This is a genomic window from Prosthecobacter sp., assembly GCF_020439865.1.
Lineage (GTDB): Bacteria > Verrucomicrobiota > Verrucomicrobiia > Verrucomicrobiales > Verrucomicrobiaceae > Prosthecobacter.
The window spans coordinates 16,338-36,372 of record NZ_JAGRPF010000024.1; the positions used below are offsets into that span (position 1 = coordinate 16,338).

Here is a 20,035-nt window from a genome sequence, read left to right on the forward strand (position 1 = left end):
AGAGCAAGGCCATGAAAACAACTCTGGAAGAAAACAAGACCGAGAAAAAAACACTCATCGACACCTCCCGCATGAACGCGGGACAGCGTGCCGCACTCGAAATGGCGGAAGCCGCACGCGACGAACGTCGCAACACCGGGCTCGCCGCCGGCATCTTCTTTGGCGAACCCGACTTCGACAAACTGCTGCCGTTTCCGAAGCAAAGCGTCGAGGACCATGATCAGGGCGATGCCTTTTTGCATCGCCTCGAATTGGTGCTGGACAAATACGCCGATCCCGATGCGATCGACGCCACGGGAGAGATTTCCGATGTGCTGTTGGGCGAACTCGCGATGATCGGCGCCTTCGGCATCAAGATTCCTGTCAAATACGGCGGACTTGGTCTGTCACAGACCAACTACTCGCGTGCCGCGATGTTGCTCGGCAGCCGCTGCGGCAATCTCGCGGCGCTGCTGTCTGCACATCAATCCATTGGTGCGCCGCAGCCGCTGATTCTGTTTGGCACGGAGGAACAGAAAGCGAAATACCTGCCACGTTGCGCCAAGGGCGAGATCAGTGCCTTTGCTTTGACCGAAAACGACGTGGGGTCAGATCCCGCCCGTATGAAGACCGAGGCGAAACTCGACGCGGACGGCACACACTACATCCTCAATGGGGAGAAGCTGTGGTGCACGAACGGAACCAAGGCCGGAATGATCGTTGTGATGGCAAAAACCCCCACGGCCGAGAAGCCGCACGCGACGACGGCGTTCATTGTCGAAACGAACTGGCCGGGCGTCGATATTCTGCATCGCTGCCGCTTCATGGGACTCAAGGCGCTCTACAATGGGGTCATTCATTTCGAGAACGTGCGGGTGCCTGTTGCCAACGTGCTTGGTGGTGTCGGGCGCGGTCTCAAGGTGGCGCTGACGACACTTAACACGGGACGCATCACACTTCCGGCGGCCTGCACGGGCCTTTCAAAGCGCTGTCTGGAAATCAGCACACGCTGGGCACGTTCGCGCGAGCAGTGGGGACAGCCGATCGGGCGCCATGCCGCTATCGCAGACAAGCTCAGCCGCATGGCCGCTGATACGTTCGCGATGGAAGGCGTCGTGCGTTACGTCTCCGCGATGGTAGATCGTGACAAGAACGCCGATGTGCGTCTCGAAGCGGCGATCGGCAAGCTCTGGGGCAGCGAAAAGTCCTGGCGCATTATGGACGACACGATGCAGATGCGCGGAGGTCGCGGCTTTGAAACCGCTGCTTCACTCAAGGCACGCGGTGATGTGCCCGAACCAGTCGAACGTCTGTTCCGTGATTCACGCATCAACACGATCTTCGAAGGCAGCAGCGAAATCATGAGACTTTTCATCGCACGCGAAGCGCTGGAACCTCATCTGAGGCTCGGTGCAGAGGCGGTGAATCCCACGCTGTCTTGGAAGGTGCGAGCGAAGGCCGCGCTGCGCGCCGCGCGTTTTTATTCGCTCTGGTATCCAATGAAATGGCTGCCGTTCGGTGCGGGTGATTCCCGAGAGCTGCTTCACCCCGCTCTGCAGTTTGACCTTGATGCCATTGCCCGACTGAGCCGTGTCCTCGCCCGCCGCCTGTTCCTAGCGATGGCCATGAATGGTCCAAAATTGGAGAAGCGTCAGATTCTGCTCGGTCACTTCGTCGATGTGGGGGCCGAGTTGTTTGTGTGGAGCTGTGCGCTGGCACACGCGCAGTTCAAGGTGAACGATTCGTCGATGCCTGAGGTCGAGATCGACAAACTGGTTCGCCTCGTCCGCTTCTTTGGCAGGACGACTCGTGAACGCATCGCCACCAGCTTCCGCCACATCAAGGAGAACCTGGATGCCGAGAGCTGGCGGGTGGCGCAGGAAGTCTGAATGATATTTCGGCTGGCCTGAAGAATGCTAATTGGGTATACAGAGTGACCGGCTCGTTGAGCCGGTCACATCCATCCTAACATCCCATGGCCATGCTCAAAGAATTCAAAGCTTTCATCCTCAAAGGCAACGTTGTCGACCTGTCCACTGGCGTCATCATCGGGGCCGCCTTTGGCACGATCGTCACAGCCTTCACCAAAGGGATCATTGAACCGATTCTCAAGGCGATTGGAGGCAATCCCAATGTATCGCTGGGGTTTAAGATCTCCAATCTGGTGAATGAGAAGGGTGAGACGGTGCCGAACATGCTCGACATCGGGATGATCATCAACGCGGTCATCGGCTTCCTGATCACGGCCGCGGTGATCTTTTTTGTCATCGTCAAACCTGTGAATGCTCTGTTGGCGAAAATGAAAAAAGAGGAGGATGCCGCTCCTCCTCCGGCTCCGGCCGCGGACATCGTGCTGCTCACGGAAATCCGTGATCTGCTCAAGAAGTAGCCGCCTAAGGCGACTCTGCCTCCTCGTTTCGTTCCACGAAACGCATCGCGTGATCGATGAATCGGAGCAGGACATCGTCGGTGGGGCCGTTTCGGTTCTTGGCAAGGATGAGCATGGCCTCGCCCTTCTTCTTTTCCTCTGCCTCCTCGTCTTCGACCTCCATCTTCGCGCCGGCATAGTCCGAGCGTGTGAGCAGGCCGACCATGTCGGCATCCTGCTCGATGGAGCCGGACTCACGGAGGTCGGAGAGCACCGGACGTTGGCCTTTTCGGGATTCAACAGCTCGGTTGAGCTGGGCGAGCACGATGATCGGAATGTTCAGCTCTTTGGCGAGGCCTTTGATGCCGGCCGAGATTTCAGCGATTTCGATCTGGCGGTTGTCCTTCGCACGACGGCTGCCGCTGGTGACGAGCTGCAGGTAGTCGATCATGATCATCTGAATGCCATGCTGCTTTTTGAGGCGACGCGATTTGGCGCGCATCTCCATGACGTCGAGACCGGGAGTTTCATCGATGAAGATCTGCGCTTTCTGCAGATCACGAGTCGCCTTGGCAAGTGCGTCCTGCTGAGCGCGGGAAAGCAGGCCGCGCGAGAGATCCTGCATGCTCAAACGGGCGCGTGAGACAAGTAGACGGCGCACGAGCATCGTGGCGCTCATTTCGAGGGAGAAGACGGCGCAGGGTGTGTTGCAGTCCACGGCGATGTGCTCAACGATGTTCATCGCGAGCGAGGTCTTGCCCATCGACGGACGGGCGGCGATGACGAACATTTCACCGCCTTGCAGGCCGGAGCTCATGGCGTCGAGTTTGGTGTAACCGGTGGAAAGACCGCGAAGCTGCCCAGGATGTTCCAGCATGTATTGGATGCTGTCGATGGCATCCATGACGTGGGTGGAGAGCGTCTTGATGCCTTCCTTTGCGCCGACGGATTCACGCACGGCCAGCACGCGTTGTTCGGCGTGGTCGATGAGCGTGTCGATGTTCTCATCCATCTGCTCTTTGCCATGCTCGTAGGCGTGATGAATGTTCAACGAACTGGCATGGATGAGCTCCCGAAGGATGTGTTTGTCCAGAACGATCTTCTTGTAGAACGGGAAGTGCGAGGGGATCGGGACGAAGGCAAACAGTTCCGAAATGGCCGCCGCGCCACCGACCTTGTCGAGAAGGTTTTGCTCGCGCAGCGCATGAGTCAGCGTGACCGGATCAACAGGCAGATTCTTGTCGTAAAACTCGAGGAGCTTCTCGTAGATGGTGCGATTGGCATCATGGTAAAAGGCCAGCGGCGGGAGGGTGACGCGGCATTCGCTCAGCCGTTCGACAGGGTCTTGCAGAAGGCAGGAGAGAACACCCTTTTCAGCTTCGTCGCTGAAGGGCAGGGCGCGGTTGAAGGAGGCAAGAAGTTCCTCGGCGCTGGGGATTTCGTTGCGTTTTTTGAAGACTTCCTTGCCCGTCTGCGGCGTTCCGTTCCCGGCCGGGGAAGCGGTGACGGCAGTGCTGGGTTTGATGTTGTCGGCCATGAGCGGGTGGGCAGGATGGCAGGATGGACCGTCGAGTCAATCTCTGCCGGGCAGGAGATGCTTCGGCAGTCCCAAACAAAAATCTTTCAGCAAAAGCTTGATTTCCATGGGCTTTATCCTGAAAAATGAACGCTTCCGGATTCGCCGGGTCAAACGCCCCTCCCACAACCAACCCATATGTTACTTACAGCAATCAAACTTAAACTCGTGGCTCTCGTCGCGGTCGCCGGCATTGATACCGCCGAAATGCCAGGAGCCTCCAAGGAGTTCGTCGACATTCTCACCACTCTGAAGGCCGCCCAAGACAAGGTGAAGGAAAACCCAGGTACCAGTCCTGACGTCAACAAGGCATTCAACGACGCCGTGGCGAAAGTGCGTGAACTCGCCCAGAAGGATGACCCTGACGCCACCTATGCGCTGGCGCATTGGGGAGTGCTCAGCGGTGCGAACATCAACGAAGTCGCCGCTCTTTTCCGCAAGGCTGCTGACAAAGGCCAGATCCTCGCCAAGTCGGAACTGGCTCAGGTATTGCTGCAGGCTGGAGCGCAGAACCCGGAAGCAGTCAAGGAAGCGATCAAACTGATCAAAGAAGCCGAGGCTGCTGACAACAAGGTTGCCCGTCGCATGCTTGCCCAGCTTCATCTCCGTGGTGTCACGGAAGGTGAAAAGGGAGTCGTGGTGGTCGAGAAAAGCGTTGCCAAGGCCAAGGAGCTTTTGGAGAAAGGTGAGAAGGCCGGAGACGGCGAAGCGACTTTGGGCCTTGCTCAGCTCTACTCTTCCGGGGTCGAAGGCATCCCGCAGGACCACCAGAAAGCGCTCGATTATCTCATTGAAGCCGGCAAGCAGGGCAATGCAGTCGCTCTCAGCACCTACGGTGCCCGCCTGTTGAATGGAGATCCTGACACCAAGGAAAGCCCAAAGCTGGTGAAGAAGGACGTGGCCGCCGCTTTGAAGATGTTCAACGACGCCGCTGACAAAGGTCTGGCCGCCGCCAATCGCATTCTTGGTCAGATTTATGAAAATGGAGTCGGCCCCGATGGTGCAGACGTGAAGCAGGATGTGACCAAAGCCTTCGAATACTACACCAAGGCTGCCAACGGCAACGACCCGCAGGCGCTCTTCCGTCTCGGCAACGCGTTTGAAACCGGCATCGTCAAAGACCCCAAGGGCAAACGTGATGACAAGGAAAACATCCTGATCCAACCGAATCCCAAGAGCGCCCTTGACCTCTATCGCCTCGCTGCGCAGAACAACCTCGCTGAAGCCTTCTACAATGTGGGCGTGTACTACGAAACCGGTACCGTGGTGGACAAGGATCCGGCCAAGGCTTTCACCTTCCTCATGAAAGCTTCCACCGCCGGCATTGCCCAGGCCATGAACCGTCTTGCCGGTCTCTATGCCAACGGCACCGGAGTGACGCAGGATGTCGTTGCCGCCGCCGCATGGTATCAACGCGCCGCAGACATGGGCTTCGCTCCTGCGCAGATTGCACTCGGCATGCTCTATGAGCAGGGTGCTGGCGTGCGTCAGAGCCGCACGGTTGCAGCTGGTCACTATTCGGATGCCGCCCAGCAGGGAGTGGCGCTTGCCATGCTTCGTCTGGCCAATCTCTATGCCGTAGGCGTAGTTCCTGGCACACCGGAACTTCCTCGTGCCTGGGCTTACGCGAAACAGGCGGATGAACTCGCCCAAGCGAGCGGCAACAAGGCTGACATCGACGTCACCGCCAATGTGATCAGCCAGTTGGAAGCCAAGATGAAGCCGGATGAAATCGCCGAAGCGAAGAAGATCTTTGAAAAGCTTCCGAAGCCAGCGACCGCGAATGCGGCTCCTTCTCCTGCCATCGAGCCCGCCAAGGGTGGTGCTACGAAGAAGTCGAAATAGCACTTGTCAAAACAGACCTCTTTGCTAGTCTCCGGCTCCCCAAAACCAGGGGAGCCGGTTTTTTTTCCGGGGCATTAGCTCAGTTGGTAGAGCGCCTGCATGGCATGCAGGAGGTCAGCGGTTCGAACCCGCTATGCTCCACCAAACTTTTGCGCAGGCTTGTCACCGCCATGAAGCCTCTGATGATCCTCCTTGCGACCGGAATCGCGCTTCTTCCAGATGGCTCCCTTGGGCGTGAAGTGCAGAGTCACGGCCTGATGTTTGAGCAATGGTTGCGGGAAACCTTCTTCAGGGGCTATGAACCGCAGAGTCCCACGCAGAAGTGGGATGTTCCCGCCGAGGCAAACAAGGATCACGGGCATCTACCGGTAAATCCCAAGGCCACGAAGCACGGCACACCGATCAATCTGGGGGACGCTTTGCGGCAGTTTGAGATCGACGAGGCCTTTCTGCTCATCGTCGGATTCTGGCAGCAGGTGACAGCTGAGGAAAAGCGGTGGAGGAATGTTCAGACAGTGACTGTAACGCCGGAAATGTGGCGCAAACTGTGGGGGCCGATCACCAAAAGCGACCTCGAGAGGCTTAATGCGGTCATTAAAGACAAAACCCTGAGCATCGAGGAAACCCGGGTGAGAGCCCAGGGCATCAAATCCAAACCGCCGTTCACCTCCGCAGTCATTCAGGTGAATCCGAAGATCGACGCCAGTCAGCGCCGCCTGCAGTGCAGCCTGCGTTTTGATGACTTTTTCAAGCATCTGGCGCCTGAGGCATCTTCGGAGCCGCAGGTCCGTCCCATGGTGTTTGGTGTACCGGTTCCGCCTCGATTTGAGTCTTCGCCGAGGAAAATAAGCCCTCCATGAATGTGAAGGAACTCAGATTGCAGTTAGACACCCGGATTTTTCCGCTCAATATCCTTGCCGTTTCATCGGGGTTCGTTAACAAATCGACCCAAAGCAGGCATTTTATATGAAGTTCACCATCAGCAAGGAATCGTTCCTGGACGCCATCAACCAGGTTCAGCATGTGGTCAGTTCGCGCACCACGCTCGCCATTCTCTCCAATGTCCTGCTCAAGGCCAAGGACGGGATGCTCGAACTCACCACCACCGACCTGGATGTCGGCGTGACCTGCTCGGTGCCAGCGGAGGTCGATGAACCCGGGGCCACCACCCTTCCTGCCCGTCGTCTTGCCACCATCGTCCGTGAACTGCCAGCCGAGGAGATCGAGGTGAAGGTCGATGAAAAGAATGTCGCCTCAATCCGCAGCGGCCCCAGCTATTTCAAAGTGCTCGGCCTGACCAGTGAGGAATTTCCGGCTCTTCCACGTTTCGACGATGCGCGTGAGTTTCGTATCGAGCAGCAGGTGCTGCGCGACTGCCTCCGCAAAACCAGTTACGCGATCTCAACGGATGAGACTCGCTACGTGCTCAACGGCATCCTCTTCTCCTTCAAGGACAACGCCCTCACGATGGTCGCCACCGACGGCCGCCGCCTCGCGATGGTCGAGCAGGAACTGGAGTTCCCTCAAAGTCAGGAGATCGACATCATCGTGCCCACCAAGGCCGTCAATGAACTCTCCCGTCTGCTGGGAGACTCTGGGGAAGTGGCCATTCGTGTCACGGGTTCGCAGGTGGGTTTTGATCTCGGTGACAGCCTGCTTGTCAGCAAGCTTATCGACGGCAACTACCCGAACTACCGCCAGGTGATTCCTGGTGAGTCCAAGGAGCGTATTCCGCTGGAGCGTGAGGCGTTCCTCAGGGCCATTTCACGTGTGTCGCTGTTGGTCACCGAAAAATCCAACTCGATCAAGTTCATCTTCACTCCTGGCAGTGTCGAGATCGTTGCGACCTCGCCGGATGTCGGTGAAGCGCGTGAAACAGTCGCCATCAACTACAAGGGCGCGGCGATCACCATCGCCTTCAATCCGGAGTTTGCGATGGCCCCGCTGCGTAATCTCAGCGCCGACGAGGTTCATCTGCATCTCATTGATGAAATCAGTCCTGGCGTGCTCCGCAGCGGCACCAATTTCCTCTATGTGTTGATGCCGATGCGCGTGAACGCCTGATTTTCACCTTCCCAACCCTGAACACACCATGACTCGACTCCTGCAGGCATCTTTGCTGATCGCGACCGCAACCGGCCTCACCGCATGTTTCGGCCCCAATCCGCCGCCTCCTGGTGGTCCTCGTGGTCGTTCGCTGGATGTGCCTCCCCGTTATGGGGTTCCTCCGGAGCAGACGCAGTACTTTGATGGCGTGAACATGGACCCCAATGCTGCTGCGGTTCAGCCTCCGAATCCCAACGCTCCGATAACCGGAGACAACGTCACCCCGCCTCCGACCACGGGGGACACCACGGCTCCGCCTCCGGTGACAGTGACTCCTCCAGGCAACACTCCTCCGCCTTCCAACACCCCGGCTCAGCCTCCTGCGCCTGCAGAGATTCCCTTCGCCACCCGCATTCCAGGCAAGCCGGGCTTCGTGAAGAGCCCGTTTGATCCCAATGGTCAGGCCATCGACGTGCGTGACTTCCAGTCTGGACAGAAGGCACGCTGCCCTTACACCGGCAAAATCTTCCGCGTGCCCTGATCCATCACCGGCCGGGATCGTTCAGTCCAATCGAGCGGCGTTTGCGTCTGTCTTGATTGTCATGGGCGGAATCTCGATGTCGCCGAGATTCTCCTTGCTGGTTTCCATCCATGTCCGCCGAACGCTCCATTGCCATCTTCAGCCCCGGACTGCTTGGCGGCTCGCTTGCCAAGACGGTTCAGCAGCGCATGCCCGGCGTCGAGATCAGGGTCTGGGCCAGGCGTGGCGAGGCTGTGGAGGAGGTGAAGCAGGTGCTGCCGGGCATTGTTGCCGGGACCGACCTCGCCGAAATCATTCGCGGGGCTTCGCTCGCTGTTCTTTGCATGCCAATCCAGCACATGCCGGGCATTGCGCGTCAACTGGCCGCCTGTGATCTGGCGGACGATTTGATTGTCACCGACGTGGGCAGTGTCAAAGGAGGCGTGGTGGGTGAGTTGGAGGCCATTTTTGCACCGTCCAAAGCGGCATTTCTTGGCAGCCACCCGATGGCGGGCTCCCAACGCACAGGTCTGGCTCACGCGCGTGGGGATCTTTTTCACCAGGCCGCCTGCATTCTGACACCCACCGCAGCCACCCAGCCGGAGCATGTTGCCCGATTGCGCACATTCTGGCTCAAGCTGGGCTGCCGCATCCAAGAAATGACACCCGAGGCGCATGATCGCTGTGTTGCCCGCATTTCTCACCTGCCACACTCCATGGCCGTGCTGACCACCTTGGCCGCTCTTGGCAAGGACGCCAGCGTTCTGGACAGCTCTGCCGGCGGCTTTCGAGACACCACACGCGTCGCCAGTGGCGATCCTGACATGTGGGCGGGCATTCTCATGCAAAACCGCACCGAGGTCATGGCGGCATTGCAGGATGCCTCGTCGGTGATGCGAGAGCTTCTTGAAATGCTCCAGAGCATGGACGAAGAAGCCCTCCGCCGTTTCCTCGTCCAGGCCAAAACCCTGCGCGATCTCCTCCCGGCGGTCTGACGCATCATGGCCAGCCTCAAGTCGAAGAAACTCAAAAGCATCCCCGCTGAAATCACCGTTCCCGGTGACAAAAGCATCTCCCACCGCTCCGCGATGTTCGCCGGGCTCGCGAAGGGAACCACCGTCATCGAGGGCTTCCTGCCCAGCGAAGACTGCCTCTGCACCGTGCATGCCATGCAGGCGCTCGGAGCCACCGTGGAGCCCTTGGAGGAGGTGGAGGGCATCGGCCTCGTCAAACTCGCCATCACCGGCAACGGCATGAAGCTGAAGGAGCCGCAGAAGCCCGTCGATTGCGGCAATTCCGGCACCACCATTCGTCTGCTTTCGGGAATCCTCGCCGGTCAGGATTTCAAAACCGAGCTGTTCGGCGACGCCTCGCTCTCCAAACGCCCGATGAAGCGTGTCGCGGATCCTCTGGGTCAGATGGGCGCCATGATCACCGGTCAGGGGGAAAAAGTGTGTGCCCCGCTGACCATTCGCGGCGCTCCGTTGAAATCCATCTACTACAAGCTGCCCGTCGCCAGCGCTCAGGTGAAAAGCGCCATTCTGCTCGCCGGCCTGTTTGCCCAGGGCAAAACGACCGTCGTGGAGCCGGTGGCCACCCGCAACCACACCGAGCGTCTCTTCACCCACTTCGGTATCAAATGGCTGCGTGAAGACGATTGCGTGAGCGTCTATGGCGGTCAGGAACCGCGGGCCAACGACATCGTCGTTCCCGGCGACATCTCCAGCGCCGCGTTCTGGATGGTTGCCGCGGCGGCCACGCCGGGGGCGCAGATCACCATCAAGAATGTCGGTCTGAATCCCACCCGCACCGGCGTGATCAACGTTCTTCTGCGCATGGGCGCGCTGGTGACAAGTTCGGAGACCCATTCCGAAGGCGAACCTCGCGGTAATGTCATCGTGCGCGGCGGCGATTTGAACGCCACCGTCATTGGCGGTGCGGAGATTCCCAACGTCATCGACGAGTTGCCCATCCTCGCGGTCGCGGCGGCACTGGCCCGTGGCAAAACCCTCATTCGCGACGCCTCCGAGCTCCGTGTGAAGGAAACAGACCGCATTGCCGCCGTTGCTCAAAACCTTCGTGCCATGGGCGTCACTGTCACCGAGCATCCCGATGGCATGGAGATCGAAGGCGGTGCGAAACTGCAGGGAGCCACGCTGCCTTGCTGGGGCGATCATCGTATCGCCATGGCCTTCCTCGTCGCGGGCATGTTTGCCGAAGGTGTCACCACGCTTGAAGGCACCGAGTGTATCTCCACTTCCTACCCGGGCTTCGAGCATCATCTCGATCTCTTCCTCTTGGGCGACACTGGTGCGCGTCCAATTCCTGTCATGTCCACCGTCCCACAGCCGCTCGTGGACAAAATGAACCGCGCCAAATCATGAGTCTGCCGAATCCCGTCATCACCATCGACGGCCCGGCCGCCTCCGGCAAAAGCAGCATTGCGCGGCTCGTCGCGCAGCGTCTGGGCTACACCTATGTCAACACCGGCAACATGTACCGCGCCGTCACCTGGGCGGTGTTGCAGGCGGGCGTTGATCCTCATGATGCGGATGCCGTCCGCACTGCGGCTGCGGCCAATGTCGTCGAATCACCCGTCGTGGACGGCCGCACGCAGGTTTGTGTCGGAGGTCATGCGCTCAGCGATGTGGAGCTCAACAGTGACCCAGTCAATCGCGCGGTCTCGCTCGTTGCACGAGTGCCCGAGGTGCGTGAGCGCCTCGTTGCTGATCAGCGTGCGCTTGGTGCTATCGGTCCGCTCGTCATGGAAGGTCGTGACATCGGTTCCGTGGTGTTTCCCGGCAGCCCGCACAAGATCTATGTCGATGCCAGTGAAGAGGTTCGCGCCAGCCGTCGCAGCGCTCAAGGCCATGCCGACCAGGTCGCCGAACGCGACCGGATCGACAAACAGCGCAAGGCGAGCCCGCTGGTCATACCCGAGGGCGCCACGGTCATCGACAATTCTCACATCACCCTCGATCAGGCGGTCGATCAGGTGATCGCCGCACTTAAACTGGCCTGAACTGCGGACCGTCATGAAGTTCAGCTACTGGCTTGGCTATCGCCTCTTCCGCGAGCTCGCCCGTGGTCTGTACGATTTTCGCGTGATCGGCTCCGAGAAGCTGCTCTTCGAAGGCCCCGCTCTCATCGCGTGCAATCATGTCAGCTTTCTCGATCCGCCCTTCGTCGGTCAGGCATTCGACGAGGCGATTCACTACTTTGCGCGCAAGACACTCTTCGATCATCCGCTCGCCGGGGCCATTCTGCGCAGCTGGCAGACGATTCCCATCGACCGCGACAAACCCGATGCATCCTCCTTGAAGGCCACCATCCGTCTTCTGCGCGCGGGAAAGAAGGTGCTCATCTTTCCCGAAGGCACTCGCAGTCCTGATGGCAAACTTCAGTCGGCGGAGGCCGGCGTGGGACTCTTCATCGCAAAGTCAGACGCTCCGGTGCTTCCCGTGCGCATCTTCGGCACGCGTGAGGCTTATCCGCGCGGGGCCAAAACACTGCATCAGGCGCGCGTTACGCTCGTGGTCGGAGATCTTTGGAAACCCGATCTGAGACAGTATCCACAGAGCGGCAAAGACCTCTATCAGGCGCTCGCGGATGAGGTGATGACACACATCTCAAGCTTGAGCCTTTGATCACTCCTCGCGGCACTTCACGTCGCGCAGTTGCAGGTCCAGGGCCGTTCCCGACATCTGGATTTCCACAAGGGTGAACGCCAGCGAGCCAAGCATCAGCAGCAGGCTGATGCCAAACGTGATCTGGCCGCCAGTCTGGTGACTGAAAAAGAGGAACGTCATGCTCACCACGCAGAACATCAGGCTCAACACACCCAGCGTCTGCATGTGCTTGATGATCCGGATGCGCCTCCGCAGGTTTTGAATCTGCTTCAGCAGCATCGGCTCCTGCGTGCTCTGCCAGTTCGCATGCAGCCCGCGCACCACATTCGCCAGTGTCAGGAACCGGTTCGTGTAGGCCAGCATCAGCAGAGAGATTGCGGGAAAGAGCAATGATGGTGTGGAAAGTGGAAGTTCGGGCAGGTGCATGGCGGTTCAGTCGGTCCAATTGTGTGATTCGGCAACCGGGCTGTCCTCGCTATGGCATGCAACCGCCTTCTCGGTGGCGCGTGGTTTGAAGGTTCCACAGGTCATCGTGGCAGGAACCAGCGGGTTATGGAAAACCACTCGCTCATAGCAGATGAAGGAGAGTTTCCCACTGCCAGCGCGTGGATCAAACACGCCACGGCCAGCAGCAGAACCGCGAACGCCCAAATCGTCCAAGGGAGCCTATTCCAGATGATCTCCCACAGCATCAACCAATGTTCAGGTTGCCATTGTCGCTTTTTTCGAGGTTTGCGAGCATGACGTTTGGCGTTCATGCCTTCCTACAATACCCAGATGCATATATGGTAAAGCAAGTTCGCCTTGAAGGCAGAAAGCAGGGGATTTGGAATCCCCGTGTCTTTGTTTAGTGATCTTGGCCTGCTACTTGGATTGCTACCTGAAATATTTTTTCATAGTGCCTTCAAATCACGCGGTCATTGCCACCATCCACCGGAATCTGTGCCCCGGTGACTTTCGCGAACAACGGGCTCGCCATCGCTGCGACCATGTTGCCAATGTCTTTGGAGCGAATCTCGACCTTCATGAGGTTCTTGGTCTTGTATTCCTCGACCGTCATGTTGTAGCGGGCGGCGCTCTTGGCGAGGGCTTCGGGGGTCCACAGCTTGGTGTCGAAGACGGCGTCGGGGTGCACGATGTTGACGCGGATCTTCCACGGAGCGAGTTCGAGGGCGGCGACGCGGCAGAGCTGCGTGAGGGCGGCCTTGGAGCAGGAGTAGGCGCTGGCGCCAGGGCCGGGGGCTTTGAAGTTGCGGCTGCCGACGAAGACGATGCTGCCATCGACGCTGTGCTTCACATACGGGATGACCTTGTTCATCAGCTTTTGATGGCTGGTGAGGTTGATCGAGATGGTGCGATCCCAATCGGTCTGCGCCATGACGTCGAGCGCGTCGTTCTTTGGAAAGATGCCGGCGTTGCTGACGACGATGTCGATGCCGCCGAACTCACGCACGGTGAAGTCGATGGCGTCCTGCACGGGCTGGTCCTCGGTGAGGTTCACGACGATGCCGATGGCTCCGATCTTCGCCATGATGTCGGGGATCTCCTTGTCGATGTCGAGACCGATGACCTGCGCGCCTTGCTCGGCGAGCGATTCGGCGATGGCGAAGCCGATGCCGGCGGCGCAGCCGGTGACGAGGGCGACCTTGCCCTGATGCACCTTGCGGGCGGGACCTTTGCGCAGCTTGGCCTGCTCGAGATCCCAGTATTCGATGTCGAAGATGTCTTTTTCGCTGAGCGGAGCCCAGCCGCCGGTGCGCTCGCCGAGAGCGACGGTGGCAGCGGTGCTTTCAGCGATGTCGGCGACGATCTTGGCATCCTTCAAGGTATCGCCAAAGCTGACGATGCCGTTGCCGGGCCACACCGCGAAGCGCGGGGCCGCATCGAGCATGGTCTGGCCGCTGGCGTGCTTTGTGAAGTAGGCGGCATAGTCGTCGGCGAACTTCTGCACGCTGGCGGCGTGGTCGTCACCGAGCACAACGGGGATGCGCTTCGTGCGAATGCTGTGATCGGGCGTGAGCGGACCGCGTGCGCCGCAATCAGCGATGTTCGGCAACGCAGCGTAGTTCAAAGCGGCCTCGCTGGTGCTGAGACGGGCGATTTGCGGGAAGCCGCGGGTTTTCGAGACGAGCTGGCGGAGTTTTGCCAAAGCCATAAGGTCGGTTTTGACCTCGGTGCTGGCCGCAGCGGCTGCGGTGCTTTTCTTCGCGAGATACTCCTCGGCCTTCGTGACGAGTTCGATGTGCTTTTCGTAGCTGGCCTTGGCATCATCCGCGAAGGTGAAGAGGCCGTGTTTGAGCAGGACGATGCCTTCGATGCCTTCTTTGCGCAGATCGGTCTTCTGGAGCACGTCGAAGACCTGTTTGGCCAAAACGAAGCCGGGCATCACGTAAGGCAGCACGAGCACTTTGGAGCCGAACAGCTCTTTCGTGCGAGCTTCGCCGTCCTTGGCGCAGGTGAGGGCGGAGATGGCGTTCGCGTGACTGTGATCGACGAATTTGAAAGGCAGGATGGCATGCAGGATGGCCTCGATGCTCGCAGCGGGTGCATTCGGGTTGGTCATCGCGGCACGTTGCTGCAGGACCATGTCCTCGTCGGTCATGGTGGGCAATTTGGCCATCTTCAGCAGCGCCTCCATGCGCACGGGGGCGAAACCGGCACGCTCGATGGTGGCGAGGTCCCAGCCGGAGCCTTTCACATAGCAAATCTCGACTGAATCACCGAAATAGTCCTTCTCCGAGACCTTCACCGAGGTGTTGCCACCGCCATGAAGTACGAGCGCGGGATTTCGACCCAGCAGACGGCTGGTATAGACACGTTGTCCGAGCAGATCGGTTCCGAAAGTGGCGGCTTCTTGGTCGTTCCAAAGGCTTTGCATGGCTGGGAAATGGGAGTGGCAGACTTGCGGGAGGGTGGGACAGAAGTCAAGGCGGCAAGGATAGGCGGCATGCCTATCTGACGACGGCATACGCCTTCGAATCGATGCGGGCGTCAGCTCTCATGAGCAGAGCTGTCGCTGGGTCATTTCGCCAAGCGTCCACTCGTATTCCTTGACCAGTTGATCCACCACATCGCCACTGCGCATTTCAGCAGGCAGGACTTCCCAGGTGTAGGTTTCCATTTCGATGTGCTGGCACTTCGTCGGATTGGCCGCCAGCCAGTCCATAGCGCCGATGAGATGATCGCGTGTGCTGTCGAATCCGCCGCCGGGCTGGGCGTGAATCGGTATGTGGAAATGCACGCGCCATTCCTCGCCGAGCTGATCTGGATTCGTCTGCGCAAAGTCGAGTGCGTCAGGAAGGTCCTTGAACCGGCGCAGCGGCTCATCCGCGCCGTAACTGGCGATGACCTGGTGGAAATAGACTGGTTCGTTGAAGCCACGCAAGCGCTCCACATTCTCGGGGGTCGGCTTCACCTTTAGCGCGGAGCTGAAGTGCAGCTTGCTGAGGCGGATGCCAGCGCCGGTGATGCGATCGAGCGCCTTCTTGGCGTCTTCAAACTCGATGGCGAGGTGGCAGGTGTCGTAGTTGAGGCCGATGAACTTGAAGAAGTCGCGATCCTGCGGGTGGCGGTCGAGGTAGAGGCCGAAAAACTTGAGTGTCTCGCCGCTGGTCTCAAAGAGGCCAAGCGGTTCGGGCTCCATGCCGAGGTGCAGGTCGCGTCCGCTCTTCGTGGCGACTTTTTCGATGTGCTCGCGGCAGAGACGCAGGTTGGTGAAGATCGCGTTCAGCTCTTCGGAGCCGACGTTGAAGGTCTTGTGGGAACCCGGCAGCGTGCTGACGCTGCCGCTGACGCCCGGCGGGAGAAGCTGCGCGAGGATGTCGAAGAGCAGGTTCGTGTAATCGAGGCGCTCCTGCGTGCTCCAGTCCGGCTTGAAGACATGCTCTTTGACGCGCGTGCCGTGGAAAGCGCCATAAGGGAAGCCGTTGATGGTGAAAACGTAGCTGTTGTTCGCGTCGAGCCAGGCTTTGAACTCGTCGATCTTGCCCGGGGCACTGAGTTCGCGTGCGGCCTGCTCGCTCAAACGCAAGCCGATGCCGTAGGGCTTGCCGTCGCTGACGCGATCCTTGACGCGGAGCGTGTAGTTCTTGAGCCCGTTCCATGTTTCTTCCCACGTTTCTCCGCGATGAATGTTGGTGCAGTAGCCGAGGTGGATGTTGTGATTGAGGCGCATGAAACAGAAAGGGATTAAAAAAACGGGCGTCGGTTAGGACGCCCGCTTCATTGTTCAAACTAGATACGAGAGGTCAAGGAATCACCTTGATGAACATGTCCTTGTAATAGGTGGTGCTCATTGGGTCGTGACCCTGGATGGCGATGGTGCCTTCGCTGAGCTTGCGGCCGGGCATGTTCTTCAACTCCTTGGCCGGATCCCAGCCTTCGGGTTCGATGAAGTCGACGGTGACCTCGCCATTGACCTTGAGGGTGATGTGCTTGCCTTCGACCTTGATTTCGTAGTCGAACCATTCGTCGTCCTTGCTCGGAGCCATTGGGACTTTGATGTGTTTGCCGCCTTCGGGCTCCTTTTGGTCTGGAAGAAGAGCAAGGATGTTGATGACACCGTAGAGGCTGCCGGTCTTCTTGGGATCCTTGTGGGTGCTGTTCACCTGGCACTCGTAACCGGCATCCGGCCAGCCGGTTTCCTGATACTTGGTGTGAAAGTACACGCCGCTGTTCGAGCCGGGGGTCGTCTTGACCTTCATCTTGAGTTCGAAACTCTGGAACTTGACGTCGCCATTGGGGCCGGTGTAAAAGAGATGTGCACGACCACCGCTGACTTTGAGAAGTCCGTCTTCGACGGTAAAGCAGCCAGGGGTCTCTTCGTTGGATTTCCAGCCGGTGAGGTCCTTGCCGTTGAACATGGAGGTCCAGTCGTCGGCGCTGGGAGCGGTCGCTGGTGCTGGTGAAGTGGCTGCGGGAGCGGCTTTTTCAGCCGTCTTGCCGGAATCCGGCTTGCACGAAGCGAGAAGGGACAATCCCGCGAGAGCGGAGAGAGCGAGGTGTGATTTCATGGGCCGCTGTTTTACAGCGCGGCACGGGGGCTGTCCAGCATCCTTGCAGTCGGCGTGGCTAGCTGGCCTTTTTCGCCTTTTTCGTGGCAGGGGCGCTGATCTGGCCTTCGAGGGCGGCTTTTTTCACGGCTGGAGCGCTGAGGTGGCTTTCGAGCGAGGCGGCGCTGACGCCGAGGAATTTGGCGGTGCGATCTGCATCCTCACTGAAGTGGCGGTAGGCGAGTCGGGAAAGCTCACGCTCCACCCAAGGCAGAAGCTCGATGTCCGGGCTCTTTTCCGCAACGCTGACAAGCATGCTCAAGGCGTCGCGCATGCGGGTTACCGTGTTCGACGGGTCCATGTGGCGTGCGCCCTTGCTGCCGAGCGGGATGTCAGAGGGCAGCAGCACGTCCGAATTGCACAGAGCACAGGCGCGCTGGATGGTGTTTTCCAGTTCACGCACGTTGCCGGGCCAGTCGTAGGCATCGAGCATGTCGAGGGCATCCTCGGTAAAACGCATCTGCGGGCCCCGACGGCGTGCGGAGAGGCGGTGAAGGAAGAACTCGGCGAGCAGGCGCACATCCTCACGACGCTCACGGAGCGGCGGAATGTGAATGCGCACGACGTTGAGACGGTAGAACAGGTCCTCGCGGAAGGTGCCTTTGGCGACCTCCGCTTCGAGGTTCTTGTTGGTGGCGGCAAGGACGCGGACGTCCGTCTTGAGCGTTTGATTGCTGCCGACGCGGGAATACTGGCCCTCCTGAAGCACGCGCAGCAGCTTGCTCTGCACGGCGAGCGGCATGTCGCCGATTTCATCGAGGAAGAGCGTGCCGCCGTCGCACTGCTCGAAGCGGCCGACGCGCTGGTTCACGGCTCCGGTGAAGGAACCTTTCTCATGGCCGAAGATTTCGCTTTCGATCAGATTGTCCGGGATCGCCGTGATGTTGATGGCGGCGAATTCCTTCTGTGCACGCGGGCTGAACTTGTGGATGGCACCTGCGACGAGTTCCTTGCCACAGCCGCTTTCGCCGGTGATCATGACCGGGGCGTCGGAGCGTGAAACACGACCGATGAGCTTGAAGACCTCCTGCATGGCCACAGAGCGGCCGATGATAGTTTCCTGAATGGATTCGGTGGGGACTTCGGAGATCTGGGCACGGGTGACTTTGCGCGCCTCGATGGAGGTGAGCGCGCTTTCGACCACGCTGCGCAGCTCATAGGGCAGGCGTTCCTTCCCCAGCACATCGTAGGCGCCGAGACGCATGGCCTCGATCACGTGGCTGGTGGTGGCCGTGCCGCTGAACAGGATCACCATTGACTGGGGGTCGTTCTGGCGGAGGCGTTTGAGCAGTTCGATGCCGGTGGTGCCATTCAGGCGAACTTCAGAGAGCAGCAGGTCGGCGCGCTTCTTCAGGTACGAGGCCAGGGCGTCCTCGGCCCGCTCAAAGGTGCTGATGGAAACGCCCGGTGCTTTCAGGTGGGCGGCCGCCCACGCGAGAAAGTCGGCATCTGGATCCACGATGATGAGGTGGGTATCCGGGTTGTCAGGCATTTAGGGCGCGTTTTTTTGGTTGAGAGGGCGTTATCGCAGCAATTGGCGGGGAGGTCAACATTCGTCACACACCCCCGAACCGGCGGTTGCGCTGGTGAAAGGCGCGGATGGCGGTTTTCAGGTCTTCCTTGGAAAAATCCGGCCAGAGTTTTTCCGTGATGTAAAACTCGGTGTAGCTCAACTGCCACAGCAGAAAGTTCGAAATCCGCATTTCACCCGAGGTGCGGATCAGCAGGTCGGGATCGGGGTAGTAGCGCGTGTAGAGATGCTTCCCGAACATTTCGACATCGATCATGGCCTTGTCGAGATGTCCCCGTTCCACGCTCTGCAGCAGGCTCTTCACGCCGTCAATGATCTCCTCCCGCCCTCCGTAGCTGAGCGCCAGGATGAGCGTGAGGCCGGTGTTCTGCGCGGTGGCCTCGATGCAGCGGTGCAGTTCGTTCTGGCAGGACTGCGGAAGGTCATGCAGACGGCCGATGGCCTGGAGGCGGACGTTCTGCTTCATCATCAGTTGCAGCTCGCCGCGCAGAAAGATCTCCAGCAGCTTCATCAGCGCGTCCACCTCGCGCTTCGGGCGTTTCCAGTTTTCCGAGGAAAAGGCGTACAGCGTGAGGAAGTCGACGCCGATTTCACCGCAGCATTCCACCACGCGTCTGACGGTTTCCGCGCCGGCGCGATGGCCTTCGGTGCGCGGCAGGCCGCGTTCTTTCGCCCAGCGCCCGTTGCCGTCCATGATCATGGCGATATGGCGGGGAACGGGTTTCAAGTCATCGTTGGGTCGGCTCATGCGAAGGGAAAAACCTACCGCATGCAGCTCTTCGCGCCAGAAAGTTCTGTGTCGCGAACGCTGTCGGGCGGATTGCCGCAATCAACACGCGCAAGATGTGGAGCATGCGCTAAGTTTTTTGCGCACGATGAACCCCGGCACCACAGCCAGCTTGATCTGTCCGTCATGCGGACAGGCTTTTCTCTCCATGCAGCAGGGCATGGAGGGCATGGTGCAGTGCCCGCATTGTGCGCACAATGCGCCCCGCGCTTACTTCGGCACCCACGCGCAGGTTGCGGGTGTTGCGCAGGTGCGGCGGCGTGTGTCCCAGACGCAACCGTTGCAAAATGCGCAGCCTGTTGTGTTTCAAGCGCCGCAGAATTCACCGACGGTTCCTTCCCAGCCGGTGGCCTGGGCGGGTGCACCGATGGCGACGCACGATCAGGCGCCGCCGGTTTCCATCGCACGCGCCAACTTGCAGTACTCACAGGCACTGATGCCGACAGGGGAGCCGCCTCCTCCGTCCGAAGAATACGTGAGGCCTCCGCATCTGCAGGGCTCGCCGTGGCGGGGAGCTTTCATCCTGCTCGCGTTCACTGTTACGTGTGGCGGTGCGGTCTGGTTTTGGTGGGATCGCGTCAACGCTCCAGCGGCTCAATCAACGTCGCCTGCCGGTCCGCCGCCGTTGCAAGTTGAGCTTCGTCAAGCACAGGAGCCTCCAAAAAGACTGATGCCCTTTGTGTCGACGCCGCTGCCGGATGTG

The 20,035-nt window shown here is 59.5% G+C and carries 19 protein-coding genes and 1 tRNA gene; 12 read left to right on the forward strand and 8 right to left on the reverse strand.

Annotated elements, in window-relative coordinates; genetic code table 11:
- Positions 1 to 11: 11 nt before the first annotated feature.
- Together KDL09_RS02100 and mscL are read left to right on the forward strand one after the other, a co-directional pair.
- Positions 12 to 1,868, forward strand: a complete 1,857-nt coding sequence (locus KDL09_RS02100; RefSeq protein WP_294380837.1) for an acyl-CoA dehydrogenase family protein — start codon at positions 12 to 14, stop codon at positions 1,866 to 1,868.
- A gap of 92 nt (positions 1,869 to 1,960) precedes the next feature.
- The gene (gene mscL / locus KDL09_RS02105; RefSeq protein WP_294380838.1) at positions 1,961 to 2,368 is read left to right on the forward strand and encodes a large conductance mechanosensitive channel protein MscL; all 408 of its coding nucleotides are present in this window, start codon (positions 1,961 to 1,963) and stop codon (positions 2,366 to 2,368) included.
- A gap of 4 nt (positions 2,369 to 2,372) precedes the next feature.
- On the opposite strand, the gene dnaB is transcribed toward mscL, so the two are convergent.
- Entirely contained in the window at positions 2,373 to 3,884 is a 1,512-nt protein-coding gene (gene dnaB / locus KDL09_RS02110; RefSeq protein ID WP_294380840.1) for a replicative DNA helicase, read from the reverse strand.
- A 177-nt stretch (positions 3,885 to 4,061) separates the two neighbouring features.
- Between dnaB and KDL09_RS02115 the strand changes: the two genes are divergently transcribed.
- From KDL09_RS02115 to KDL09_RS02155, 9 genes are all read left to right on the forward strand, one after another.
- A complete protein-coding gene (locus KDL09_RS02115; protein ID WP_294380842.1) occupies positions 4,062 to 5,768 on the forward strand; it encodes a tetratricopeptide repeat protein in 1,707 nt (568 codons plus the stop codon).
- A 68-nt stretch (positions 5,769 to 5,836) separates the two neighbouring features.
- A tRNA-Ala gene (locus tag KDL09_RS02120) sits at positions 5,837 to 5,912 on the forward strand.
- Positions 5,913 to 5,938: 26 nt separating this feature from the next.
- On the forward strand, positions 5,939 to 6,628 hold the full coding sequence (locus KDL09_RS02125) for a hypothetical protein (protein WP_294380844.1): 690 nt from the start codon (positions 5,939 to 5,941) through the stop codon (positions 6,626 to 6,628).
- A gap of 106 nt (positions 6,629 to 6,734) precedes the next feature.
- Positions 6,735 to 7,832 (forward strand): DNA polymerase III subunit beta, encoded by a 1,098-nt coding sequence (gene dnaN / locus KDL09_RS02130; protein ID WP_294380846.1) that lies wholly within the window; start codon positions 6,735 to 6,737, stop codon positions 7,830 to 7,832.
- A 28-nt stretch (positions 7,833 to 7,860) separates the two neighbouring features.
- Positions 7,861 to 8,355 carry a hypothetical protein gene (locus KDL09_RS02135; RefSeq protein ID WP_294380847.1) on the forward strand — a complete coding sequence of 165 codons (495 nt, stop codon included), beginning with the start codon at positions 7,861 to 7,863 and terminating at the stop codon, positions 8,353 to 8,355.
- A gap of 110 nt (positions 8,356 to 8,465) precedes the next feature.
- On the forward strand, positions 8,466 to 9,329 hold the full coding sequence (locus KDL09_RS02140) for a prephenate dehydrogenase/arogenate dehydrogenase family protein (RefSeq protein ID WP_294380849.1): 864 nt from the start codon (positions 8,466 to 8,468) through the stop codon (positions 9,327 to 9,329).
- A 6-nt stretch (positions 9,330 to 9,335) separates the two neighbouring features.
- Positions 9,336 to 10,718: a 3-phosphoshikimate 1-carboxyvinyltransferase gene (aroA, locus tag KDL09_RS02145; RefSeq protein ID WP_294380851.1), complete on the forward strand. Its 1,383-nt coding sequence runs from the start codon at positions 9,336 to 9,338 to the stop codon at positions 10,716 to 10,718.
- A complete protein-coding gene (cmk, locus tag KDL09_RS02150; RefSeq protein ID WP_294380853.1) occupies positions 10,715 to 11,356 on the forward strand; it encodes a (d)CMP kinase in 642 nt (213 codons plus the stop codon). Before aroA ends, cmk begins: the two co-directional genes overlap by 4 nt.
- A gap of 13 nt (positions 11,357 to 11,369) precedes the next feature.
- Positions 11,370 to 11,981 carry a lysophospholipid acyltransferase family protein gene (locus KDL09_RS02155; protein ID WP_294380855.1) on the forward strand — a complete coding sequence of 204 codons (612 nt, stop codon included), beginning with the start codon at positions 11,370 to 11,372 and terminating at the stop codon, positions 11,979 to 11,981.
- Here KDL09_RS02155 and KDL09_RS02160 read toward each other — a convergent pair whose 3' ends face one another.
- From KDL09_RS02160 to KDL09_RS02190, 7 genes are all read right to left on the reverse strand, one after another.
- A complete protein-coding gene (locus tag KDL09_RS02160) occupies positions 11,982 to 12,389 on the reverse strand; it encodes a DUF2721 domain-containing protein (RefSeq protein ID WP_294380857.1) in 408 nt (135 codons plus the stop codon).
- Between the two features lie 101 nt (positions 12,390 to 12,490).
- A complete protein-coding gene (locus tag KDL09_RS02165) occupies positions 12,491 to 12,721 on the reverse strand; it encodes a hypothetical protein (RefSeq protein ID WP_294380859.1) in 231 nt (76 codons plus the stop codon).
- A 146-nt stretch (positions 12,722 to 12,867) separates the two neighbouring features.
- On the reverse strand, positions 12,868 to 14,841 hold the full coding sequence (locus KDL09_RS02170; RefSeq protein WP_294380861.1) for a bifunctional aldolase/short-chain dehydrogenase: 1,974 nt from the start codon (positions 14,839 to 14,841) through the stop codon (positions 12,868 to 12,870).
- A 120-nt stretch (positions 14,842 to 14,961) separates the two neighbouring features.
- Entirely contained in the window at positions 14,962 to 16,137 is a 1,176-nt protein-coding gene (eboE, locus tag KDL09_RS02175; protein WP_294380864.1) for a metabolite traffic protein EboE, read from the reverse strand.
- A gap of 73 nt (positions 16,138 to 16,210) precedes the next feature.
- The gene (locus tag KDL09_RS02180) at positions 16,211 to 16,975 is read right to left on the reverse strand and encodes a DUF1080 domain-containing protein (protein WP_294380866.1); all 765 of its coding nucleotides are present in this window, start codon (positions 16,973 to 16,975) and stop codon (positions 16,211 to 16,213) included.
- A 58-nt stretch (positions 16,976 to 17,033) separates the two neighbouring features.
- Positions 17,034 to 18,506, reverse strand: a complete 1,473-nt coding sequence (locus tag KDL09_RS02185; protein ID WP_294380868.1) for a sigma-54 dependent transcriptional regulator — start codon at positions 18,504 to 18,506, stop codon at positions 17,034 to 17,036.
- 64 nt (positions 18,507 to 18,570) lie between these two features.
- Positions 18,571 to 19,293 (reverse strand): isoprenyl transferase, encoded by a 723-nt coding sequence (locus KDL09_RS02190; protein ID WP_294380870.1) that lies wholly within the window; start codon positions 19,291 to 19,293, stop codon positions 18,571 to 18,573.
- A 127-nt stretch (positions 19,294 to 19,420) separates the two neighbouring features.
- On the opposite strand from KDL09_RS02190, the gene KDL09_RS02195 reads away from it, so the two are divergent.
- Positions 19,421 to 20,035, forward strand: a 615-nt coding sequence (locus KDL09_RS02195; RefSeq protein ID WP_294380872.1) for a hypothetical protein, incomplete at its 3' end; no start/stop codon positions are given.